Here is a 16,008-nt window from a genome sequence, read left to right as displayed (position 1 = left end):
CTGGCCCCCAAGGTTGCCCCGGCCCCGGCGGTGGTGGCGGCGGATCCGCGCTGGCCACCGCGGCGCCAAATCCGGCCGCGGCCACCCCGAGGCTTCCCGCGATCAACGAACCAGCGATCAGTTGCTTGATTTTCACTGGGCTCTTCCATCCTCTCTGTCGACGGTTCCTTCATCCGGCCGGTGCGAAAGCGCGCGTCTCGCACCGCATTACCGGTCACCGCGCCCCGCATGGTCCGAGGCGATGCCGTGACGGTAGGAAGTCAGCCTGAAGCCCACCTGAAGATGGCAGGAAAGAGCCCGTCAGCCCGGGGAAGCCGGCGCGGTCACGACCGCCAGGTGCCACTTGTCCAGCCAAGGCCGCACCAACTCGGCGACCGAGAATTTCGCCCGCGCCGCGCACCCGGCTTTGGGGGTGTAGGGGTCGCCGCCGCGGATGAGGATGCCGACGGCGCTGACGGTGCCGTCCGTTTCGTACGTATACACCGGGCCGCCCGAATCGCCGCACTGGCCGCTCGCCAGGAACACGACCTTGCTGCCGGTGATCTGCACGATCTGCCCGCAGGCGTCCGCGCCGGAGCCCATGCCGAACTTGCACAATTGCTGGCCGAGTCGCAGGTTGGTGGCGACACCGCTGACCGGCAACGACGAGGCGATCGCTGAGGACTGGGGAACGTTGTCACCGTCCAGCGTGATGAGGCCGATGTCGTGCTGTTCGTCGTGGACTCCCTCGCTGACGGTCTCGCTGAACGTCCCGAGCGTCGCGTAGGGCAAAACACCGCCCAGGTTCATCCTCACCTTGCTGGCTTCGCCGGGCCGGTTGCAGTGGCCGGCGGTGAGGATGCCGGCTTTGCCGCTGCTGGCGCGCACCAAAAACCCTGCGGTACAGCCCATTCCACCGGAGCCGTCAGCGTAGTCGACGTAGATGCCGGCACCCGGGCCCGCGGCGCTGGCGGCGGGCAGATCGATCGGTGCCAGGACGGGCGGCGGAGACGGCGCCGCCTGCTGCGCCGGGACGGCGGTCGTAGGGAACAAGCAGACAGCCGCCACCAGGGCGGCGATGCTGCACACCACCGCGAGGATGAGCAACGAGGTATGGATCTTGGCGCGGCGTGGCTGCACGGCCAGGCGGGCGAACAGGTTCCGCTTCGGCTTGCGACGCCGCTCGTCCGGACCGGGTAGGAAGCCCATCACGGCGAGTACCGCCAACACCAGGGCGCTCAGCGGCAGCGCGACGGCACGAGCTGGCGAGTACGGCGTCCCCCAGCTCGCGACCTCCATCGCGTACACCTCTCCATTAGACCGATCTTTGGCGCACCGCGCGGCGGTCTGAATGAAGTTGGTGATCAGCTGATGGCGGCCGGTTCGGGGGAGTGCTCGTCGTCGAGGTGACGGTGCGCGCGGCGGTGGTGCCGCCGGAAGTGGCGGATCTCGATGATCAGCCCAGTCAGTCCCAGCGCGCTCGTGACCGCCGATACCAGATACAGCAGCGCGCTGATGTGGCCGGCGAGGGCATCGCCGAGCACCACCACGGCGGTGGTGCCGGGCAGCAGCCCGATCAGGGTCGCCACCGCGTAGGGCAGCACCCGCACGCTCGACGCGCCCGCGGCGTAGTTGAGCGCGGAGAACGGCACCGCGGGAATCAGCCGCAGCGAGAGGATGGCCAGCCAGCCCCGTTGTCGCAGGCGCTCTTCCACGGTGTCGATGGACCGGTGGCGCACTAGGCGGTTCAGCCGCCACCCGGCCGCGCGCACCAACAGCAGGGCGATCATCGCGCTCGCGGTGCTGGCGACCACCGCGATCGCGACGCCCAGCAGCGGGCCGAACAGCAGCCCGGCCGCCAGGGTGAACGCCGTGCGCGGAATGGGCACCACCGTCACGACGATGTGGGCGGCCAAGAACGCCAGCGGAAACCACGGCCCGACGGACTGCGCCCAGTCGCGCATCTGCACCGGCGAGGGCAGCGGCAGCCACGACGCCAGCACCACCAGGGCTGTGATGCCCACCACTGTCCAGACGATCCGCGACCGGGACACGCCTCGCGCGGCGACGCCGATGGCGCAGCCGAGATCGCGGAGCGTCTCGGTGATTTTGCTGGTGGCGGAACCCGTCACGTCTTCATAGGGTACGGGGCGCGGATGAATAAGCCGTTTCCCGAGGCTGGCGTTTCATCCGGAATCGGGCCCGCTCGCCATACCTGGCGGTTTTTTGCGACGAGCGGTCATCAATTAGCCTCAGTAGCTAAGTGGTATCCCCAGAGCTGTAGCCCTAAATGCTGGGAAAAGGGAGCAATCGGTGTCCATTGATGTACCCGAGCTCGACGACCTAGAACAGGTTCTCGGGCGTTGGCGCAGTGCGGTCGCCGGAGTGCTGGCTAAAAGCACCCGGAAGGACCCCGAGCAGTTGGGGGACGCGCCCGAGCGGCTGCTGGAAACCCCGACGTATGACGGGATCGCGGTCCGGGCGCTCTACACCGCGCTCGACGAACTGCCGGAACCGCCGCTGCCGGGCGAATGGCCCTACGTGCGCGGCGGCGACGCCCTGCGCGACGTCAAGTCCGGCTGGAAGGTCGCCGAGGCCTTCCCGGCCACGCCGGTCCCCGGGGTCGCCGCCAAGGACGTCAACTCCGCGGTGCTGGACGCGCTCGGCAACGGGGCCAGCGCCCTGGTCCTGCGGATCGGGGAGTCGGGCGTGGCGCCCGACCAGCTGGCCGGCGCGCTCGAAGGCGTCTACCTGAGCATGGCGCCGCTGATCCTCGAGGCCGGCGCCGACTACCCGGGGGCCAGCGACGCGGTGCTGGCGCTGGCGGACGGCGTGGAACCCGACCAGCGCGCCACGCTGTCGATCGACCTGGGCGGCGACCCGCTGAGCGCGGCCCTGAGCGAGCGGCCCGCGCCGAAGATCGAGGACGTCCTCGCCGTGGCCAAGAGGGCCGCCGGCCACCCCGGCGTGCGCGCAATCACCGTCGACGGGCCCGCGTTCCACAACCTGGGTGCCAACGCGACGTGGGAGCTGGCGGCCAGTGTCGCGGCCGCGGTGAGTTACCTGCGGGTGCTCACCGAATCGGGGTTGTCGATCGGCCAGGCGTTGCGGCAGATCAGCTTCCGGTTCGCCGCCGACGACGACCAGTTCATGACGATCGCCAAATTCCGTGCGGCGCGCAACCTGTGGGCGCGGGTCGCCGAGGTCGTCGGCGACCCGGATGCCGGCGCGGCGGTCATCCACGCCGAGACGTCGCTGCCGATGATGACCCAGCGCGACCCGTGGGTGAACATGCTGCGCTGCACGCTGGCCGCCTTCGGCGCCGGTGTCGGTGGCGCCGACTCCCTGCTGGTGTTCCCGTTCGATGTCGCGATCGAGGGCGGATTCCCGGACATCGCAACGAGTTTCGCCCGCCGCATCGCGCGCAATACCCAGCTGCTGCTGCTCGAGGAGTCGCACGTGGGCCGCGTGTTGGACCCGGCTGGTGGCTCATGGTTCGTCGAAGACCTCACCCGCCGCCTGGCCGAGCGCGCCTGGGAACAGTTCCAGGCCATCGAGAAGCACGGCGGATTCACGCAAGCCCACGACTTCATCGCCGGGCAGATCGCCGAGGTGGCCGCCCGCCGCACCGACGACATCGCGCACCGTAGGACCGCGGTCACCGGCGTCAACGAATTCCCCAACCTCACCGAAGCGCCGCTGCCGCAAAGCGACTCGACGTATTCGCCGCTGGCCGCCGGCAAACTGGTGCGGTACGCCGCGGAGTTCGAGGCGCTGCGGGACCGGTCGGACGCCTACCTGGCCCGCACCGGCTCGCGCCCGCAGGTGCTGTTGCTGCCGCTGGGGCCGTTGGCCGAGAACAACATCCGCGCGACGTTCGCCTCCAACCTGCTGGCGTCCGGCGGCATCGAGGCGATCAACCCCGGAACGGTCGACGCCAACGGCATCGCGTCGGCGGTGGCCGACGCGGGGTCACCGGTCGCGGCGGTCATCTGCGGCACCGACAAGCGCTACCAGGCTGAGGCGTCGGGCGTCGTGCAGGCGGCCCGCGGCGCCGGAATCTCGCGGGTCTATCTGGCCGGCCCCGATAAGGCCGTGGCCGACGCCGAGCACCAACCGGACCAATTCCTGACCGCGAAAATCAATGCGGTCGAAGCTTTGTCGGATCTCCTCACGAGGCTGGGGGCGTAGACACGATGACGACCACTGCACCTACTGTCGGCAGTTTCGCCGACGTGCCGCTGCACAGTGAGCGGACCACCGCGCCGGCGACCGAAGCCGCCGTCGACGCGCACGTGGCGGCGGCCGCGGCCGCGCACCTGTACACACCCGACCAATTGCAATGGCAGACACCGGAAGACATCGACGTCAAACCGGTCTACATCGGGGCGGACCGCGCGGCCGTCGAAGCTGACGGATATCCGCTGCACAGTTTCCCCGGCGAACCACCGTTCGTGCGCGGGCCCTATCCGACGATGTATGTCAACCAGCCGTGGACCATCCGGCAGTACGCCGGCTTCTCCACCGCCGCGGAGTCCAACGCCTTCTACCGTCGCAACCTGGCCGCGGGCCAGAAGGGCCTATCGGTGGCCTTCGACCTGGCGACCCACCGCGGGTACGATTCCGATCACCCACGCGTGCAGGGTGACGTCGGAATGGCCGGCGTGGCAATCGATTCCATTCTCGACATGCGCCAGTTGTTCGACGGCATCGACCTGTCGACGGTGTCGGTGTCGATGACCATGAACGGCGCGGTGCTGCCGATCCTGGCGCTGTACGTGGTGGCCGCCGAGGAGCAGGGCGTTCCGCCGGAGAAGCTGGCCGGCACCATCCAGAACGACATCCTCAAAGAGTTCATGGTGCGCAACACCTACATTTATCCGCCCAAGCCGTCGATGCGCATCATCTCCGACATCTTCGCCTACACAAGTGCGAAGATGCCGAAGTTCAACTCCATCTCGATCTCCGGCTACCACATCCAGGAAGCCGGTGCCACAGCCGATTTGGAGCTGGCCTACACGCTGGCCGACGGGGTCGACTACATCAAGGCCGGCCTGGACGCCGAGCTGGACATCGACAAGTTCGCGCCGCGGCTGTCCTTCTTCTGGGGCATCGGGATGAACTTCTTCATGGAGGTCGCCAAGCTGCGGGCGGGCCGGCTGTTGTGGAGCGAGCTGGTCTCCCAGTTCGATCCGAAGAACGCCAAATCGCTGTCGCTGCGCACACATTCGCAGACCTCGGGCTGGTCGCTGACCGCGCAGGACGCCTTCAACAACGTCGCGCGCACCTGCATCGAGGCGATGGCCGCGACGCAGGGGCACACGCAGTCGCTGCACACCAACGCCCTCGACGAGGCGCTGGCGCTGCCCACCGACTTCTCGGCTCGCATCGCCCGCAACACCCAGCTGGTGCTGCAGCAGGAGTCGGGCACCACGCGGCCGATCGACCCGTGGGCGGGTTCGTACTACGTCGAATGGCTGACTCATCAACTCGCGCAGCGGGCCCGCGCCCACATCGCCGAGGTCGCCGAGCACGGCGGCATGGCGCAGGCGATCAGCGACGGCATTCCCAAGCTGCGCATCGAGGAGGCCGCCGCGCGCACCCAGGCCCGCATCGACTCGGGGATCCAGCCGGTGATCGGGATCAACAAGTACCAGGTCGAAGAGGACCAGGAGGTCGAGGTCCTCAAGGTCGAGAACAGCCGGGTGCGCGCCGAGCAGCTCGCCAAGCTGAAGGAGCTGCGCGAGAGCCGCGACCAACAGGCCGTCGACGCCGCGCTGGCGGAACTGTCACGCGCGGCGGCCGCCCACGGTCGCGCCGGCGAGGACGGGCTGGGCAACAACCTGCTCGCGCTGGCCATCGACGCGGCCCGCCACAAGGCCACCGTCGGCGAGATCTCCGACGCGCTGGAGAAGGTGTATGGCCGTCACCAGGCGGAGATCCGTACTATCGCCGGGGTCTACCGCGACGAAGCTGGAAAGGCCGGAAACATGGCAACCGCGACCGAACTCGTCGAGAAGTTCGCGGAAGCCGACGGTCGCCGCCCCAGGATTCTGGTCGCCAAGATGGGCCAGGACGGCCACGACCGTGGCCAGAAGGTGATCGCGACGGCGTTCGCCGACATCGGATTCGACGTCGACGTCGGGTCGTTGTTCTCCACGCCCGAGGAGGTCGCCCGCCAGGCCGCCGACAACGACGTGCACGTGGTCGGGGTGTCCTCGCTGGCCGCCGGCCATCTGACGCTGGTGCCCGCGCTGCGCGACGCGCTGGCCGAAGTCGGGCGGCCCGACATCATGGTGGTGGTCGGCGGCGTCATCCCGCCGGGCGACTTCGACGAGCTGTACGAGGCCGGGGCCGCCGCCATCTTTCCGCCCGGGACGGTCATCGCCGACGCCGCAATCGGCTTGCTGCACAAGCTCGCCGAGCGGTTGGGTTACGCGCTCGACTAAATGGCTTCCCAACGCAACGACTCCGTCGAGGATTTGGCCGAGGCGGTCCGCAACGGCGACCGCGCGGCGTTGCCGCGGGCCATCACGCTGCTGGAGTCCACCCGCGCCGACCATCGCGAAAAGGCGCAGCGGTTGCTGCTGGAGCTGACCCCGGACTCGGGTAACGCGTATCGGGTCGGCATCACCGGGATCCCGGGGGTGGGGAAATCCACCAGCATCGAGGCCCTCGGCATGCATCTGATCGAGCTGGGCCATCGGGTGGCGGTGCTGGCCGTCGACCCGTCGTCGACGCGCACCGGCGGCTCGATCCTGGGCGACAAGACCCGGATGGCCCGCCTGGCAATGCATCCGGATGCATACATTCGGCCCTCGCCGACGTCGGGCACCCTGGGCGGGGTCGCCAAGGCGACCCGCGAAACGTCCGTCCTGCTGGAGGCCGCCGGCTTCGACGTGATCCTGATCGAGACCGTCGGGGTCGGTCAGTCCGAGGTGACGGTGGCCAACATGGTCGACACCTTTGTGCTGCTCACCCTGGCCCGCGGCGGTGATCAGCTGCAGGGCATCAAAAAGGGTGTGCTGGAGCTGGCCGACATCGTCGTGGTGAACAAGGCCGACGGCGATCACCTCGCCGAGGCTCGGTCGGCCGCGCGCGAGCTGTCCGGCGCGATCCGGCTGATACATCCGCGCGAAACGCTCTGGCGCCCGCCCGTTCTCACCATGAGCGCGGCCGAAGGGACGGGCCTGAAGGAATTGTGGGACACCGTGGAACGTCATCGGCAGGTCCTCAGCGAGGCGGGGGAGTTCGAGGCGCGCCGCCGGGCACAGCTGGTCGACTGGACGTGGCAGATGGTGCGCGACACCGTGCTGGACCGGCTGTTGTCCAGCCCGGCGGTGCGCAAGATCCGTGCCGACGTGGAGCGAAAGGTGAAGGCGGGGGAGCTAACTCCAGCGCTGGCGGCCGAGCAAATACTGGCGGCCGCGAAGGGCTAACGGATCAGTAAATAATCGGGATTTCGATCCGGCCGGTTGTGTAATTCAAGTAAATTCAATGTTGTGACGGTGGATACCCGAGTCGATCGCCGCGCGGTCCGTGTCCACGATGACCTTGACGCAGGTCATCGTGTGTCCGGCGCGGCGGACTCACACTTCGGTTGCGTCGTTCGTAGTTTCGCCAGCATGTTCCCGGTCCGCCGGTTCGGTGGCGGGGCGCTGGCCGTCTATGTCGACGGCCAGCCCGTCGTGGACGTCTGGACGGGGTGGGCCGACCGTGGTGGCCAGCGGCCGTGGACGGAAAACACCGCGCCCATGGTGTTTTCGGCGACCAAGGGAATGGCCGCCACCGTCATCCACCGCCTCGCCGACCGGGGGCTGATCGACTACGACGCGCCCGTCGCCGAGTACTGGCACGAGTTCGCGGCCAACGGCAAGGCCGATATGACTGTGCGCCAGGTGATGCGGCACCAGGCCGGGCTGTCCGGTCTGCGCGGCGCCACCAAGGAAGAGCTGCTCGATCACGTCGTGATGGAGGAGAAGCTGGCCGCGGCGGCTCCGGGACGGCTGTTGGGCAAATCGGCGTATCACGCGCTGACGTTCGGCTGGCTAATGTCGGGCCTCGGTCGGGCCGTGACCGGTAAGGGCATGGCCACGCTGATCCGCGAGGAGCTCGCCGAGCCGCTGGGCACCGACGGCCTGCACCTCGGCCGGCCACCGGTCGAGGCCCCGACGCGGGTCGCCGAGATCATCTGCCCGCAGCACCTGATCGGCAACCCGGTCGTCAGCTATGTGACCCGCAAGGTCGCCAACGAGATGTCCGGGGCGTACCGGTCGATGTACTTCAAGGGCCTGGTCGGCGCCGTCCAGGGTGACACTCCGTTGCTGGACGCCGAAATCCCGGCCGCCAACGGGGTGGCCACCGCGCGCGGCCTGGCGCGCATGTACGGCGCCATCGCCAACGGCGGCGAGGTCGACGGCATCCGATTCCTGTCCCGTGATCTGGTCGCCGGCCTGACCGGTGAGCGCAGCCTGCGGCCGGATCGAAACATCTTCGTACCGTTGGCTTTTCACCTGGGTTATCACACACTGCCCATTGGCAGCGTGATGCCGGGCTTCGGGCATGTCGGGATGGGTGGCTCGGTCGGTTGGGCCGACCCCGCCTCCGGGGTGGCGTTCTCGTTGGTGCACAACCGGCTGCTGACGCCCCTGGTGATGTCCGATCACGCGGCGTTCGTGGGCATCTACGCGCTGATCCGCAGGGCCGCCGACAAGGCACGCAAACGCGGATTCCGGTCGGTCACCGAGTTCGGGGCGCCCTGCTACGAGCCGGGGGCCGTCGCCGGCTGACGCCGGGCCGCGCCGGCATGGTTGCCTGAACCGGGGCCGGTAAAATAACCACCGTGCTTAATTCGATGACCCGGTTCGAATAGTCGGAGTTGGTTGCCCTCGCGCGGGTGATTTGCGGGCGATGTACTCTGTCCGGATGTTTGCCCCGTCCATTTCCGTGCATTCTCGCGGCATTGCCGCGGAATGCCGGTCGGCGGTCTGCGCTCTGGGGGCGCGCTGATGGCCGGGCGGCGATATTGGCACCCAGGAAAGCGGCAAACGCAGGTCGCCTGGTTGAACGCATCGGAACCCCCAGATGAGTGCGCACGCAGAAGTTTCCGGCCCGGAGCCGACCGCCAACCGTCGGTCAAAGCGGCTACGGGCGGCAAGTCCGACGCTCGCGCAGGTATTCGACACACGCAATAACGCGCTCAACGTCTGGCGCCTGGTGCTGGCGTCGGGCGTCATCCTGGAACACTCTTGGCCGCTCACCGGCCGCAAGCTGCACCCTCCGGTCGAGCAGCTGCTCACCCAGGGTTGGGTCGACGGGTTCTTCGTCATCTCGGGATTCCTCATCACGGCGAGCTGGGTCCGCAACCCGCGGCTGCGGGAGTACTTCGTCGCGCGCGCTCTGCGCATCTTTCCGGGGCTGTGGGTCTGTTTGGCCGTGGTGGCCTTCGTCATCGCCCCGATCGCGATGGCGATCCAAGGGGGCTCGGCTCTCAAGTTGCTGCTGTCGCCCGCGCCGATCACCTACGTGCTGAACAACGCCGTCCTGAACGTGTATCACGCCGGCATCGACGGGACACCCAAGAATGTCCCGTTCCCGGGCGTGTGGGACGGCGTGCTGTGGACCCTGATATTCGAATTGCTCTGCTACGTCGCCGTCGCCGCCGCGGGCATGGCCGGCCTGCTCAACCGCAGATGGCCTGCGCCAGTGGTTTTCACGCTCTTCCTGGCGGCCGCGGTGCTGGTGTCCTACCCGGTCCAGACGGTGCCGACGCTTATTCAGATGGTGACGCGTTTCGCGCTCGTGTTCGCGGCGGGTGCGGTCCTGCACGAGTTTCGGGATGTGATCCCCGCTCGGTGGTCACTGGTCGCGCTGAGCGCCGTCATCGTCGTGGCGGCCGGTTTGCTGGTGCCCAACTATCGGATCCTCGCCGCGCTCCCGCTGGCCTACACCGTCGTCGTCTCCGGCGCGCTGATCCACAACCAACGCCTGCGGTTGCGCACCGACCTCTCTTACGGCGTCTACATCTACGCGTGGCCGATCCAGCAGTTGCTGGTCATCTGCGGACTGGCCTTCTTACCTCCGCTGGCTTTCGCGGTCGTCGCCGCCGTCGCCACCCTGCCGCTGGCCGCGCTCAGCTGGTTCCTGGTGGAAAAGCGGGCGCTGTCGCTCAAGTCACGCTTCAAACGGCGAGCGCGCGGATGGGGTGCTGCGGGCGTCGGCGCACCGTCGGCCGCGGACGCCGTCTCGGCCGAGTAAGGCACTCAAGGCCGCCGCGCCGCATCACCGCTCGACGCCGCTCGAGGCGGCCCCGGCCCTGCTCTTTCGCCGCGGATCCGGCAATCCCCGCAAACAATCCGCAACCCTCAATCTCACCTTTATGCGCAGGCAGGCAAAAGCACCGGATTCACGATGTCTGGCCTGCATATTCACGTTGCCGAAGCCGTGACTTAAACGGGCGGTGTCGTCACAGGAAACGAGTAATTGAACATTGCCCCGTAAATTGCAAAGTCATGCATAATTGCCCGAGATCCCGGGGGCCCGCCAGAGCGAACTGAAAGGTATGGGTTCCGCGATGACGCCTGCCCGGACGAGCCAATCCGTCAAGAATGCCGACCTGCCGGCGCAGGCCGTCCGCTCGGGAACCACTGTCCGCCCCGTTGCGCTGTTCGTGCTGGGCATGGCGCGGTCGGGGACGTCCGCGCTGACGCGTGTGCTCTCGCTGTGCGGGAGCACCCTGCCGGCCGGCATGTGCGGCGCCGACGGCAACAACCCGCGCGGTTATTGGGAGCCGCGCGCGGCCATCATGCTGAACGAGACGATCCTGCGTCGCCACCACAGCAACTGGTACGACCCGACGATGCGGCTGCAAGAGGACCTCGCCTTCGGGGCCGGGGAGAAGGCCGCCTGTATCGCGGAGATCGCCGCCTACCTGGGTACGCTGCCGGCGGCGCCACTGGTGGTGATCAAGGAGCCGCGCATAACCGCGCTCTCCGAACTCTGGTTCGAGGCGGCGCGCCAGGTCGGCTTCGACGTCGCCGCGGTCATCGCGCTGCGTCACCCCCAAGAGGTCATCGCATCGGCGGCGAAGTATGTCCAAACCTCGCCGGAGCTCTCGAGCGCCTTGTGGCTGAAATACAACCTGCTGGCCGAGCGGCACACCCGCGGTATGCCGCGGGTGTTCGTCGACTACGCCAACCTGCTCGACGACTGGCACCGAGAGATGAAGCGCATCGCCACGACGCTCGACATCGATCTGGACACCGCGCAGCAGAGCGCGATCGAGCAGTTCCTCACTCCCGACCTTCGTCGCCAGAGATATTGCGGCCCGGTGGCGGACCATTTCGGCAGCGACTGGATCTCCGCGGTCTACGACGTCCTGCGCGGGGCCGCGCAGGACGATCCCCTGCAGGTGTCGACATTGGATCGGGTTTTCGAGTCGTATCAGGCCGGCGAGCGTGATTTCCGCATGGCCTTCACGGACTTTCACACGCGAACCCACAGCGCGGTCCGACGGGTGTTCAGGCCGTTCATCGTCAAGCCGATCCTCGAGGTCGCCGCGATGGTGCATCGGCGCAGGGGAGCGTGGGCCTAGGGCCCCGTCGCGCAGGTCAGCACGTCGTTTCCACTACCGACTTGGTCCGCGGCGGGTTGGCGCACGGCGGCCGAGATTGTTTGTTAGAGTAACCATGCTGCGTTCGCGGGAATGCACAGCCGAACTGTCGATGGCTGCGGCATAGGCCCGCGGATATTGGCTTACCGGGGCTCGCCGATGCAATTCGCACGGGGCCCACAACAACCGATGCCGTCATGACGATCCACGCGTTGTCATCCAAAAGTGAAGTAAACAAAACGGATTCGTAAAAATGATGTCCTGATCCTTCGTGCCCGGCTATAGTCTTTAGCGGGCGCAATGATCCGAGGGAAACTGACCCGGGGGGGCGAAGTTGACGGTCGCAAGTCAGACCTGACTCCGCATGAGGAGTTCGGTAAAGGATCTCCTCTTTTGTCAAAGATGTTGAGGGACTGAGATTCAGGCCCTTGACTTCGTAGTGTGCGCAATCGGGTTGGCTCCGGTGATTGCTGCGCGCCCGTCGAACGGGTCTGCATCGGATCGGAAAGGCATGAATAGCAACGGAATTCCCGAAGTCGGATAGCAGCCCGAGTAGTGAAAGGTTTGGATTCGCGATGAGATTGGCCCGGACCAGCAAACCAGCCGACAACGCCTCCAATTCCTTTGGCGCCCGTCCAGTGGTGTTGTTCGTGCTCGGCCCGCAACGGTCCGGCACCTCGGCGCTCACCCGTGTGCTCTCGCTGTGCGGCGGCACGCTTCCGACCGCGATGTTGGGCGCCGACGCCAACAATCCGCTCGGCTACTGGGAACCGCGAGCGGCCATTTCGCTGAACGAGACAATCCTGCGCCGGCTCGGGACCAATTGGTACGACCCGTCATTGCGATTTTTGGACGACGGCGCGGTCGATCCCGGCGAGAGCCAAGCCTGCGTCGCGAAGATCGCCGGGTATCTGTCCACCCTGCCCGCGGCGCCGCTGGTGGTGATCAAGGAGCCCAGGATCACCACCCTGTCCGACCTGTGGTTCGACGCGGCGCGTCAGGCCGGATTCGACGTGGCGTCGGTCATCGCCGTACGGCACCCGCAGGAGGTCATCTCGTCGATTGTGAAGTCCTGGCACGTTTCTCCTGCGCTCGCGAGTGCGCTGTGGCTGAAATGCAACATCCTCGCGGAGCGGAACACCCGCGGCGTGCCGCGCGTATTCGTCGACTACGCGAACCTGCTCGATGACTGGCGCCGGGAAGTGAAGCGGATTTCCACCGAGTTGCCGGTCGAGCTGGATACCCAGGACGAGGACGCCATCGAGAAGTTTCTCACCCCCGGTCTTCATCGCCAGCGGCACTGCGGGCCGGTGACGGACCTATTCGGCGCGGATTGGATCTCGCTGGTCTACCAAGCGTTGCGCGAGGCCGCTCAGGACGATCCGCTCGACATGTCAACGTTGGACCGCGTTTTCGCGTCTTACCGGGAAAGCGAGCGGGATTTCCGTAAGGCGTTCGAGGACTTTCACGGGTTATCGAACAGCGTGCTGTTCCGCATTTTCCGGCCGGTCATCGCGCGTCCGGTGATGGAGGTCCTTGCAATGGCGCATCGGCACCGGGGGACTTGGGCCTAGTCCCTTCCGCGCGTTCGTGCGAATTCGAGGTGGCGTCGGTCGGCTTCGCACAATCTTCTGATGCCGCGGGGAGTCCCCGATATGATCGACCGGACCGCGCGGCGATGCGCGCCGGTTGCGCAATTTCCTCTGCATACGAAAGAAAGGCGTCGATCCTTGTCACCGTCCGTGCTCATCAGTGGTGGGGCAGGATTCATCGGGTCGGCGCTCTCACACCGTCTCGTCGAGGCCGGATACGACGTCGCGGTGATGGACGTCTTGCATCCGCAGGTGCACGGCGGTGGCGGGCCGATCGAGCTGCCGCCGAGCGTGCGGCTGTTCACCGGCGACGTCACCCATGCGCCCGACTGGGACGCGGTGTTGCGGTTGTTCCGCCCTTCCCAGGTCGTCCATCTGGCGGCCGAGACCGGAACCGCACAGTCGCTGTCGGAGGCGACGCGGCACGGCTCGGTGAATGTCGTGGGAACCACTCAGCTTCTTGACGCCCTGAGCCGCTCGGGAATCGTGCCCGAGCAACTGGTCCTGGCGTCGTCGCGGGCGGTGTACGGCGAGGGCGCGTGGCAATCCGGCGAGCGGATCTTCTACCCGAAGCCCCGCAGCCACGCACAACTGCTCGCGGGTGTCTGGGATCCGCAGGGACCGGCGGGCGAACAGGCGGTGCCGCTGCCGAGCCGCGCCGACCGAACGGAGCCCCGCCCCACCAACGTGTACGCGGCCACCAAGCTGGCCCAGGAGCACCTGTTGGCTGCCTGGACGGCCGCGCACGACACCAACCTCAGCGTGCTGCGCCTGCAGAACGTCTACGGGCCGGGCCAGTCGCTGACCAACTCGTACACCGGGATCGTGGCGCTGTTCGCGCGGTTGGCGCGGCAGGGGCTTGCGCTGGAGGTCTACGAGGACGGCCGGATCGTGCGCGACTTCGTCTACATCGACGCCGTCGTCGACGCGCTGTTCGCCGCCGTGCAGCGGCCCGCGACGCAGCCGCGCTGCCTCGACATCGGGTCCGGCAACGCGACCACCATCCATGAGCTGGCCAACAAGATCGCCGCCATGTGTGGCGCGCCGGAACCGGTCGTGGTTCCGAAGTTCCGCGACGGCGACGTGCGCGCCGCGAGCTGCGACATCGAGCCGGCGCAAACCGAGCTGGGTTGGCGTCCGAAGGCCACGCTCGACGAAGGTCTGGGCGCCCTGCTCGACTGGATCGCGGGGCAACGCGACGCATCGAACGAATCGGGGCGGACCGCCGTCGAACATGCCGGGCGCAGTTAGGGCGCGTGGTTCGGCAAATCCAGCAGCCAGGCCCCGCAAACTTAACGCCTATGATGGTTGCTACTACTCGGTAGGGCAGGGGATGGGTCAGCCGGTAGCAGCGGGGGCAGCTCAAGGAGGCCGGTTAGGCGCGTTAGTGGACAAATGCGACACGCATTGACGAGCTCGGCGTCGTCGAGGGCGTCGTTTTCCGGACTTCATCTGAACTTAGGGGCAGCTTTGACCGTTACCGATCGTGACATGCGATCTCCCTTTCTCGACACCCGTTCCGCATACCTTGAACTGCTGCGACGTAACCTCACCCGATACGGCAGCGACGAATTGGTGCCCGTGGGCTGGAATTACCTCGGCCGTCCGCTCTTCAGCACCCGCAACCTGCTGCTGGTGCGCAAGCGCCCGTTCAACAAACATGCACGCGATCTCGGCCTGGACTGGCCGGCGGATGCCCTGACGATGATCGGCATGCAGCGGCTGACCAGTTTGCAGCAGTGCGTCGAGACGGTGCTGAAAGACGACGTCCCCGGTGATCTCGTCGAGTGCGGTGTGTGGCGGGGCGGGGCGTCGATCCTGATGCGCGCCGTGCTCTCGGCCTACGGCGATGAGAAGCGTTCGGTGTGGCTGTGCGATTCGTTCGAAGGGGTGCCGCCGCCGGACACCGAACACTACGAGGCGGACAAGGGCATCAAGCTGCATCGCGCGGCCGGCGTGCTGGCGATACCCCAGGAGCAGGTCAAGGCGAATTTCGAGCGGTACGGGTTACTCGATGATCAGGTGCGTTTTGTTCCGGGCTGGTTCAAGGACACGCTGCAGGACGCCCCGATCGAGCGCATTTCGGTGTTGCGGCTGGATGGCGATCTGTATGAGTCGACGATCCAGGCACTCGACGCGCTCTACCCGCGGCTGTCGCCCGGCGGCTACTGCATCATCGACGACTACCACGCCATCGCCGCGTGCGCGCAGGCGGTGACGGACTACCGTACGCAGCATGGCGTGACCGCAGAGATCGAGGAGATCGACGGTACCGGCGTGCTGTGGCGTAAGCCATGAGGCCCACCTGCGCTTAGTTCGTCCTCGAGGTAGCCGCGCAAACCGGTGCCGTGGGGTTTCGTCGATATTTACAGTGAAGTCGACGCTTCAAACGATGGCGCAACCGAAGGGCATGGATTCGCGATGAAATGTGTGCTGGCCAGTTATGGAACGCGCGGTGATATCGAGCCTTCCCTGGTCGTGGCGCGCGAACTGCAACGTCGCGGGCATGACATGGTCATGGCCGTCCCGCCCGACTCGGTGAGCTTCACCGAAGCCGCGGGGCTGACGGCCGTCCCGTACGGGCTGGAATCGCAGGCCTGGCTCGACGTGTACCGCGATTTCTGGACATCGTTCTTCCGCGGCTTCTGGAAGATCCAGGAAATGCGCGGCATGTGGCGCGAGATGTGGGACCTCAGCGACCAGTGCTGGGCGCAGATGAACACCACGCTGATGTCGCTGGCCGACGGCGCCGACCTGGTGTTCGCCGGGCAGAGCTACCAGGAACCGGCCGCCAACGTTGCCGAGTACTACGACCTTCCGTTGGCC

The 16,008-nt window shown here is 67.0% G+C and carries 12 protein-coding genes; 10 read left to right on the top strand and 2 right to left on the bottom strand.

What is annotated here, in order from left to right; translation table 11 throughout:
* Nucleotides 1-300: 300 nt before the first annotated feature.
* Together ACYQ8K_RS24575 and ACYQ8K_RS24570 are read right to left on the bottom strand one after the other, a co-directional pair.
* Nucleotides 301-1,278: a S1 family peptidase gene (locus tag ACYQ8K_RS24575; protein ID WP_459973124.1), complete on the bottom strand. Its 978-nt coding sequence runs from the start codon at nucleotides 1,276-1,278 to the stop codon at nucleotides 301-303.
* A 65-nt stretch (nucleotides 1,279-1,343) separates the two neighbouring features.
* Nucleotides 1,344-2,111: a TVP38/TMEM64 family protein gene (locus ACYQ8K_RS24570; protein WP_459973122.1), complete on the bottom strand. Its 768-nt coding sequence runs from the start codon at nucleotides 2,109-2,111 to the stop codon at nucleotides 1,344-1,346.
* 181 nt (nucleotides 2,112-2,292) lie between these two features.
* Between ACYQ8K_RS24570 and mutA the strand changes: the two genes are divergently transcribed.
* The 10 genes from mutA to ACYQ8K_RS24520 form a co-directional block, all read left to right on the top strand.
* On the top strand, nucleotides 2,293-4,170 hold the full coding sequence (gene mutA, locus ACYQ8K_RS24565; protein WP_459973121.1) for a methylmalonyl-CoA mutase small subunit: 1,878 nt from the start codon (nucleotides 2,293-2,295) through the stop codon (nucleotides 4,168-4,170).
* 5 nt (nucleotides 4,171-4,175) lie between these two features.
* Nucleotides 4,176-6,428, top strand: coding sequence for a methylmalonyl-CoA mutase (gene scpA / locus ACYQ8K_RS24560; protein ID WP_459973119.1), 2,253 nt, complete (start codon nucleotides 4,176-4,178; stop codon nucleotides 6,426-6,428).
* The gene (gene meaB, locus ACYQ8K_RS24555; RefSeq protein WP_459973117.1) at nucleotides 6,429-7,418 is read left to right on the top strand and encodes a methylmalonyl Co-A mutase-associated GTPase MeaB; all 990 of its coding nucleotides are present in this window, start codon (nucleotides 6,429-6,431) and stop codon (nucleotides 7,416-7,418) included. It begins immediately after the preceding gene.
* Nucleotides 7,419-7,481: 63 nt separating this feature from the next.
* The gene (gene lipL / locus ACYQ8K_RS24550) at nucleotides 7,482-8,768 is read left to right on the top strand and encodes an esterase/beta-lactamase LipL (protein ID WP_459973116.1); all 1,287 of its coding nucleotides are present in this window, start codon (nucleotides 7,482-7,484) and stop codon (nucleotides 8,766-8,768) included.
* A gap of 295 nt (nucleotides 8,769-9,063) precedes the next feature.
* Nucleotides 9,064-10,236, top strand: a complete 1,173-nt coding sequence (locus ACYQ8K_RS24545) for an acyltransferase family protein (protein WP_459973114.1) — start codon at nucleotides 9,064-9,066, stop codon at nucleotides 10,234-10,236.
* A 421-nt stretch (nucleotides 10,237-10,657) separates the two neighbouring features.
* The gene (locus ACYQ8K_RS24540; protein ID WP_459973170.1) at nucleotides 10,658-11,572 is read left to right on the top strand and encodes a sulfotransferase family protein; all 915 of its coding nucleotides are present in this window, start codon (nucleotides 10,658-10,660) and stop codon (nucleotides 11,570-11,572) included.
* A 593-nt stretch (nucleotides 11,573-12,165) separates the two neighbouring features.
* Entirely contained in the window at nucleotides 12,166-13,164 is a 999-nt protein-coding gene (locus tag ACYQ8K_RS24535) for a sulfotransferase family protein (protein WP_459973112.1), read from the top strand.
* Between the two features lie 168 nt (nucleotides 13,165-13,332).
* Nucleotides 13,333-14,433 (top strand): NAD-dependent epimerase/dehydratase family protein, encoded by a 1,101-nt coding sequence (locus ACYQ8K_RS24530; RefSeq protein WP_459973168.1) that lies wholly within the window; start codon nucleotides 13,333-13,335, stop codon nucleotides 14,431-14,433.
* 240 nt (nucleotides 14,434-14,673) lie between these two features.
* Nucleotides 14,674-15,480 (top strand): TylF/MycF/NovP-related O-methyltransferase, encoded by an 807-nt coding sequence (locus ACYQ8K_RS24525; RefSeq protein WP_459973110.1) that lies wholly within the window; start codon nucleotides 14,674-14,676, stop codon nucleotides 15,478-15,480.
* A gap of 123 nt (nucleotides 15,481-15,603) precedes the next feature.
* On the top strand, nucleotides 15,604-16,008 hold a 405-nt coding region (locus ACYQ8K_RS24520; protein WP_459973108.1), incomplete at its 3' end, for a glycosyltransferase.

This window comes from Mycobacterium sp. MUNTM1, from assembly GCF_054660795.1.
The sequence above is the reverse complement of the archived record's forward strand: the minus strand, read 5'-3'. Positions and strand labels throughout refer to the sequence as shown.

Excerpts from the sequence above, each read along its gene's own strand:
- ACYQ8K_RS24575 (WP_459973124.1), bottom strand. The coding sequence starts at position 1,278 with ATGGAGGTCGCGAGCTGGGGGACGCCGTACTCGCCAGCTCGTGCCGTC.
- scpA (WP_459973119.1), top strand. The coding sequence starts at position 4,176 with ATGACGACCACTGCACCTACTGTCGGCAGTTTCGCCGACGTGCCGCTG.
- meaB (WP_459973117.1), top strand. The coding sequence starts at position 6,429 with ATGGCTTCCCAACGCAACGACTCCGTCGAGGATTTGGCCGAGGCGGTC.
- ACYQ8K_RS24545 (WP_459973114.1), top strand. The coding sequence starts at position 9,064 with ATGAGTGCGCACGCAGAAGTTTCCGGCCCGGAGCCGACCGCCAACCGT.
- ACYQ8K_RS24540 (WP_459973170.1), top strand. The coding sequence starts at position 10,658 with ATGGCGCGGTCGGGGACGTCCGCGCTGACGCGTGTGCTCTCGCTGTGC.
- ACYQ8K_RS24535 (WP_459973112.1), top strand. The coding sequence starts at position 12,166 with ATGAGATTGGCCCGGACCAGCAAACCAGCCGACAACGCCTCCAATTCC.
- ACYQ8K_RS24525 (WP_459973110.1), top strand. The coding sequence starts at position 14,674 with ATGCGATCTCCCTTTCTCGACACCCGTTCCGCATACCTTGAACTGCTG.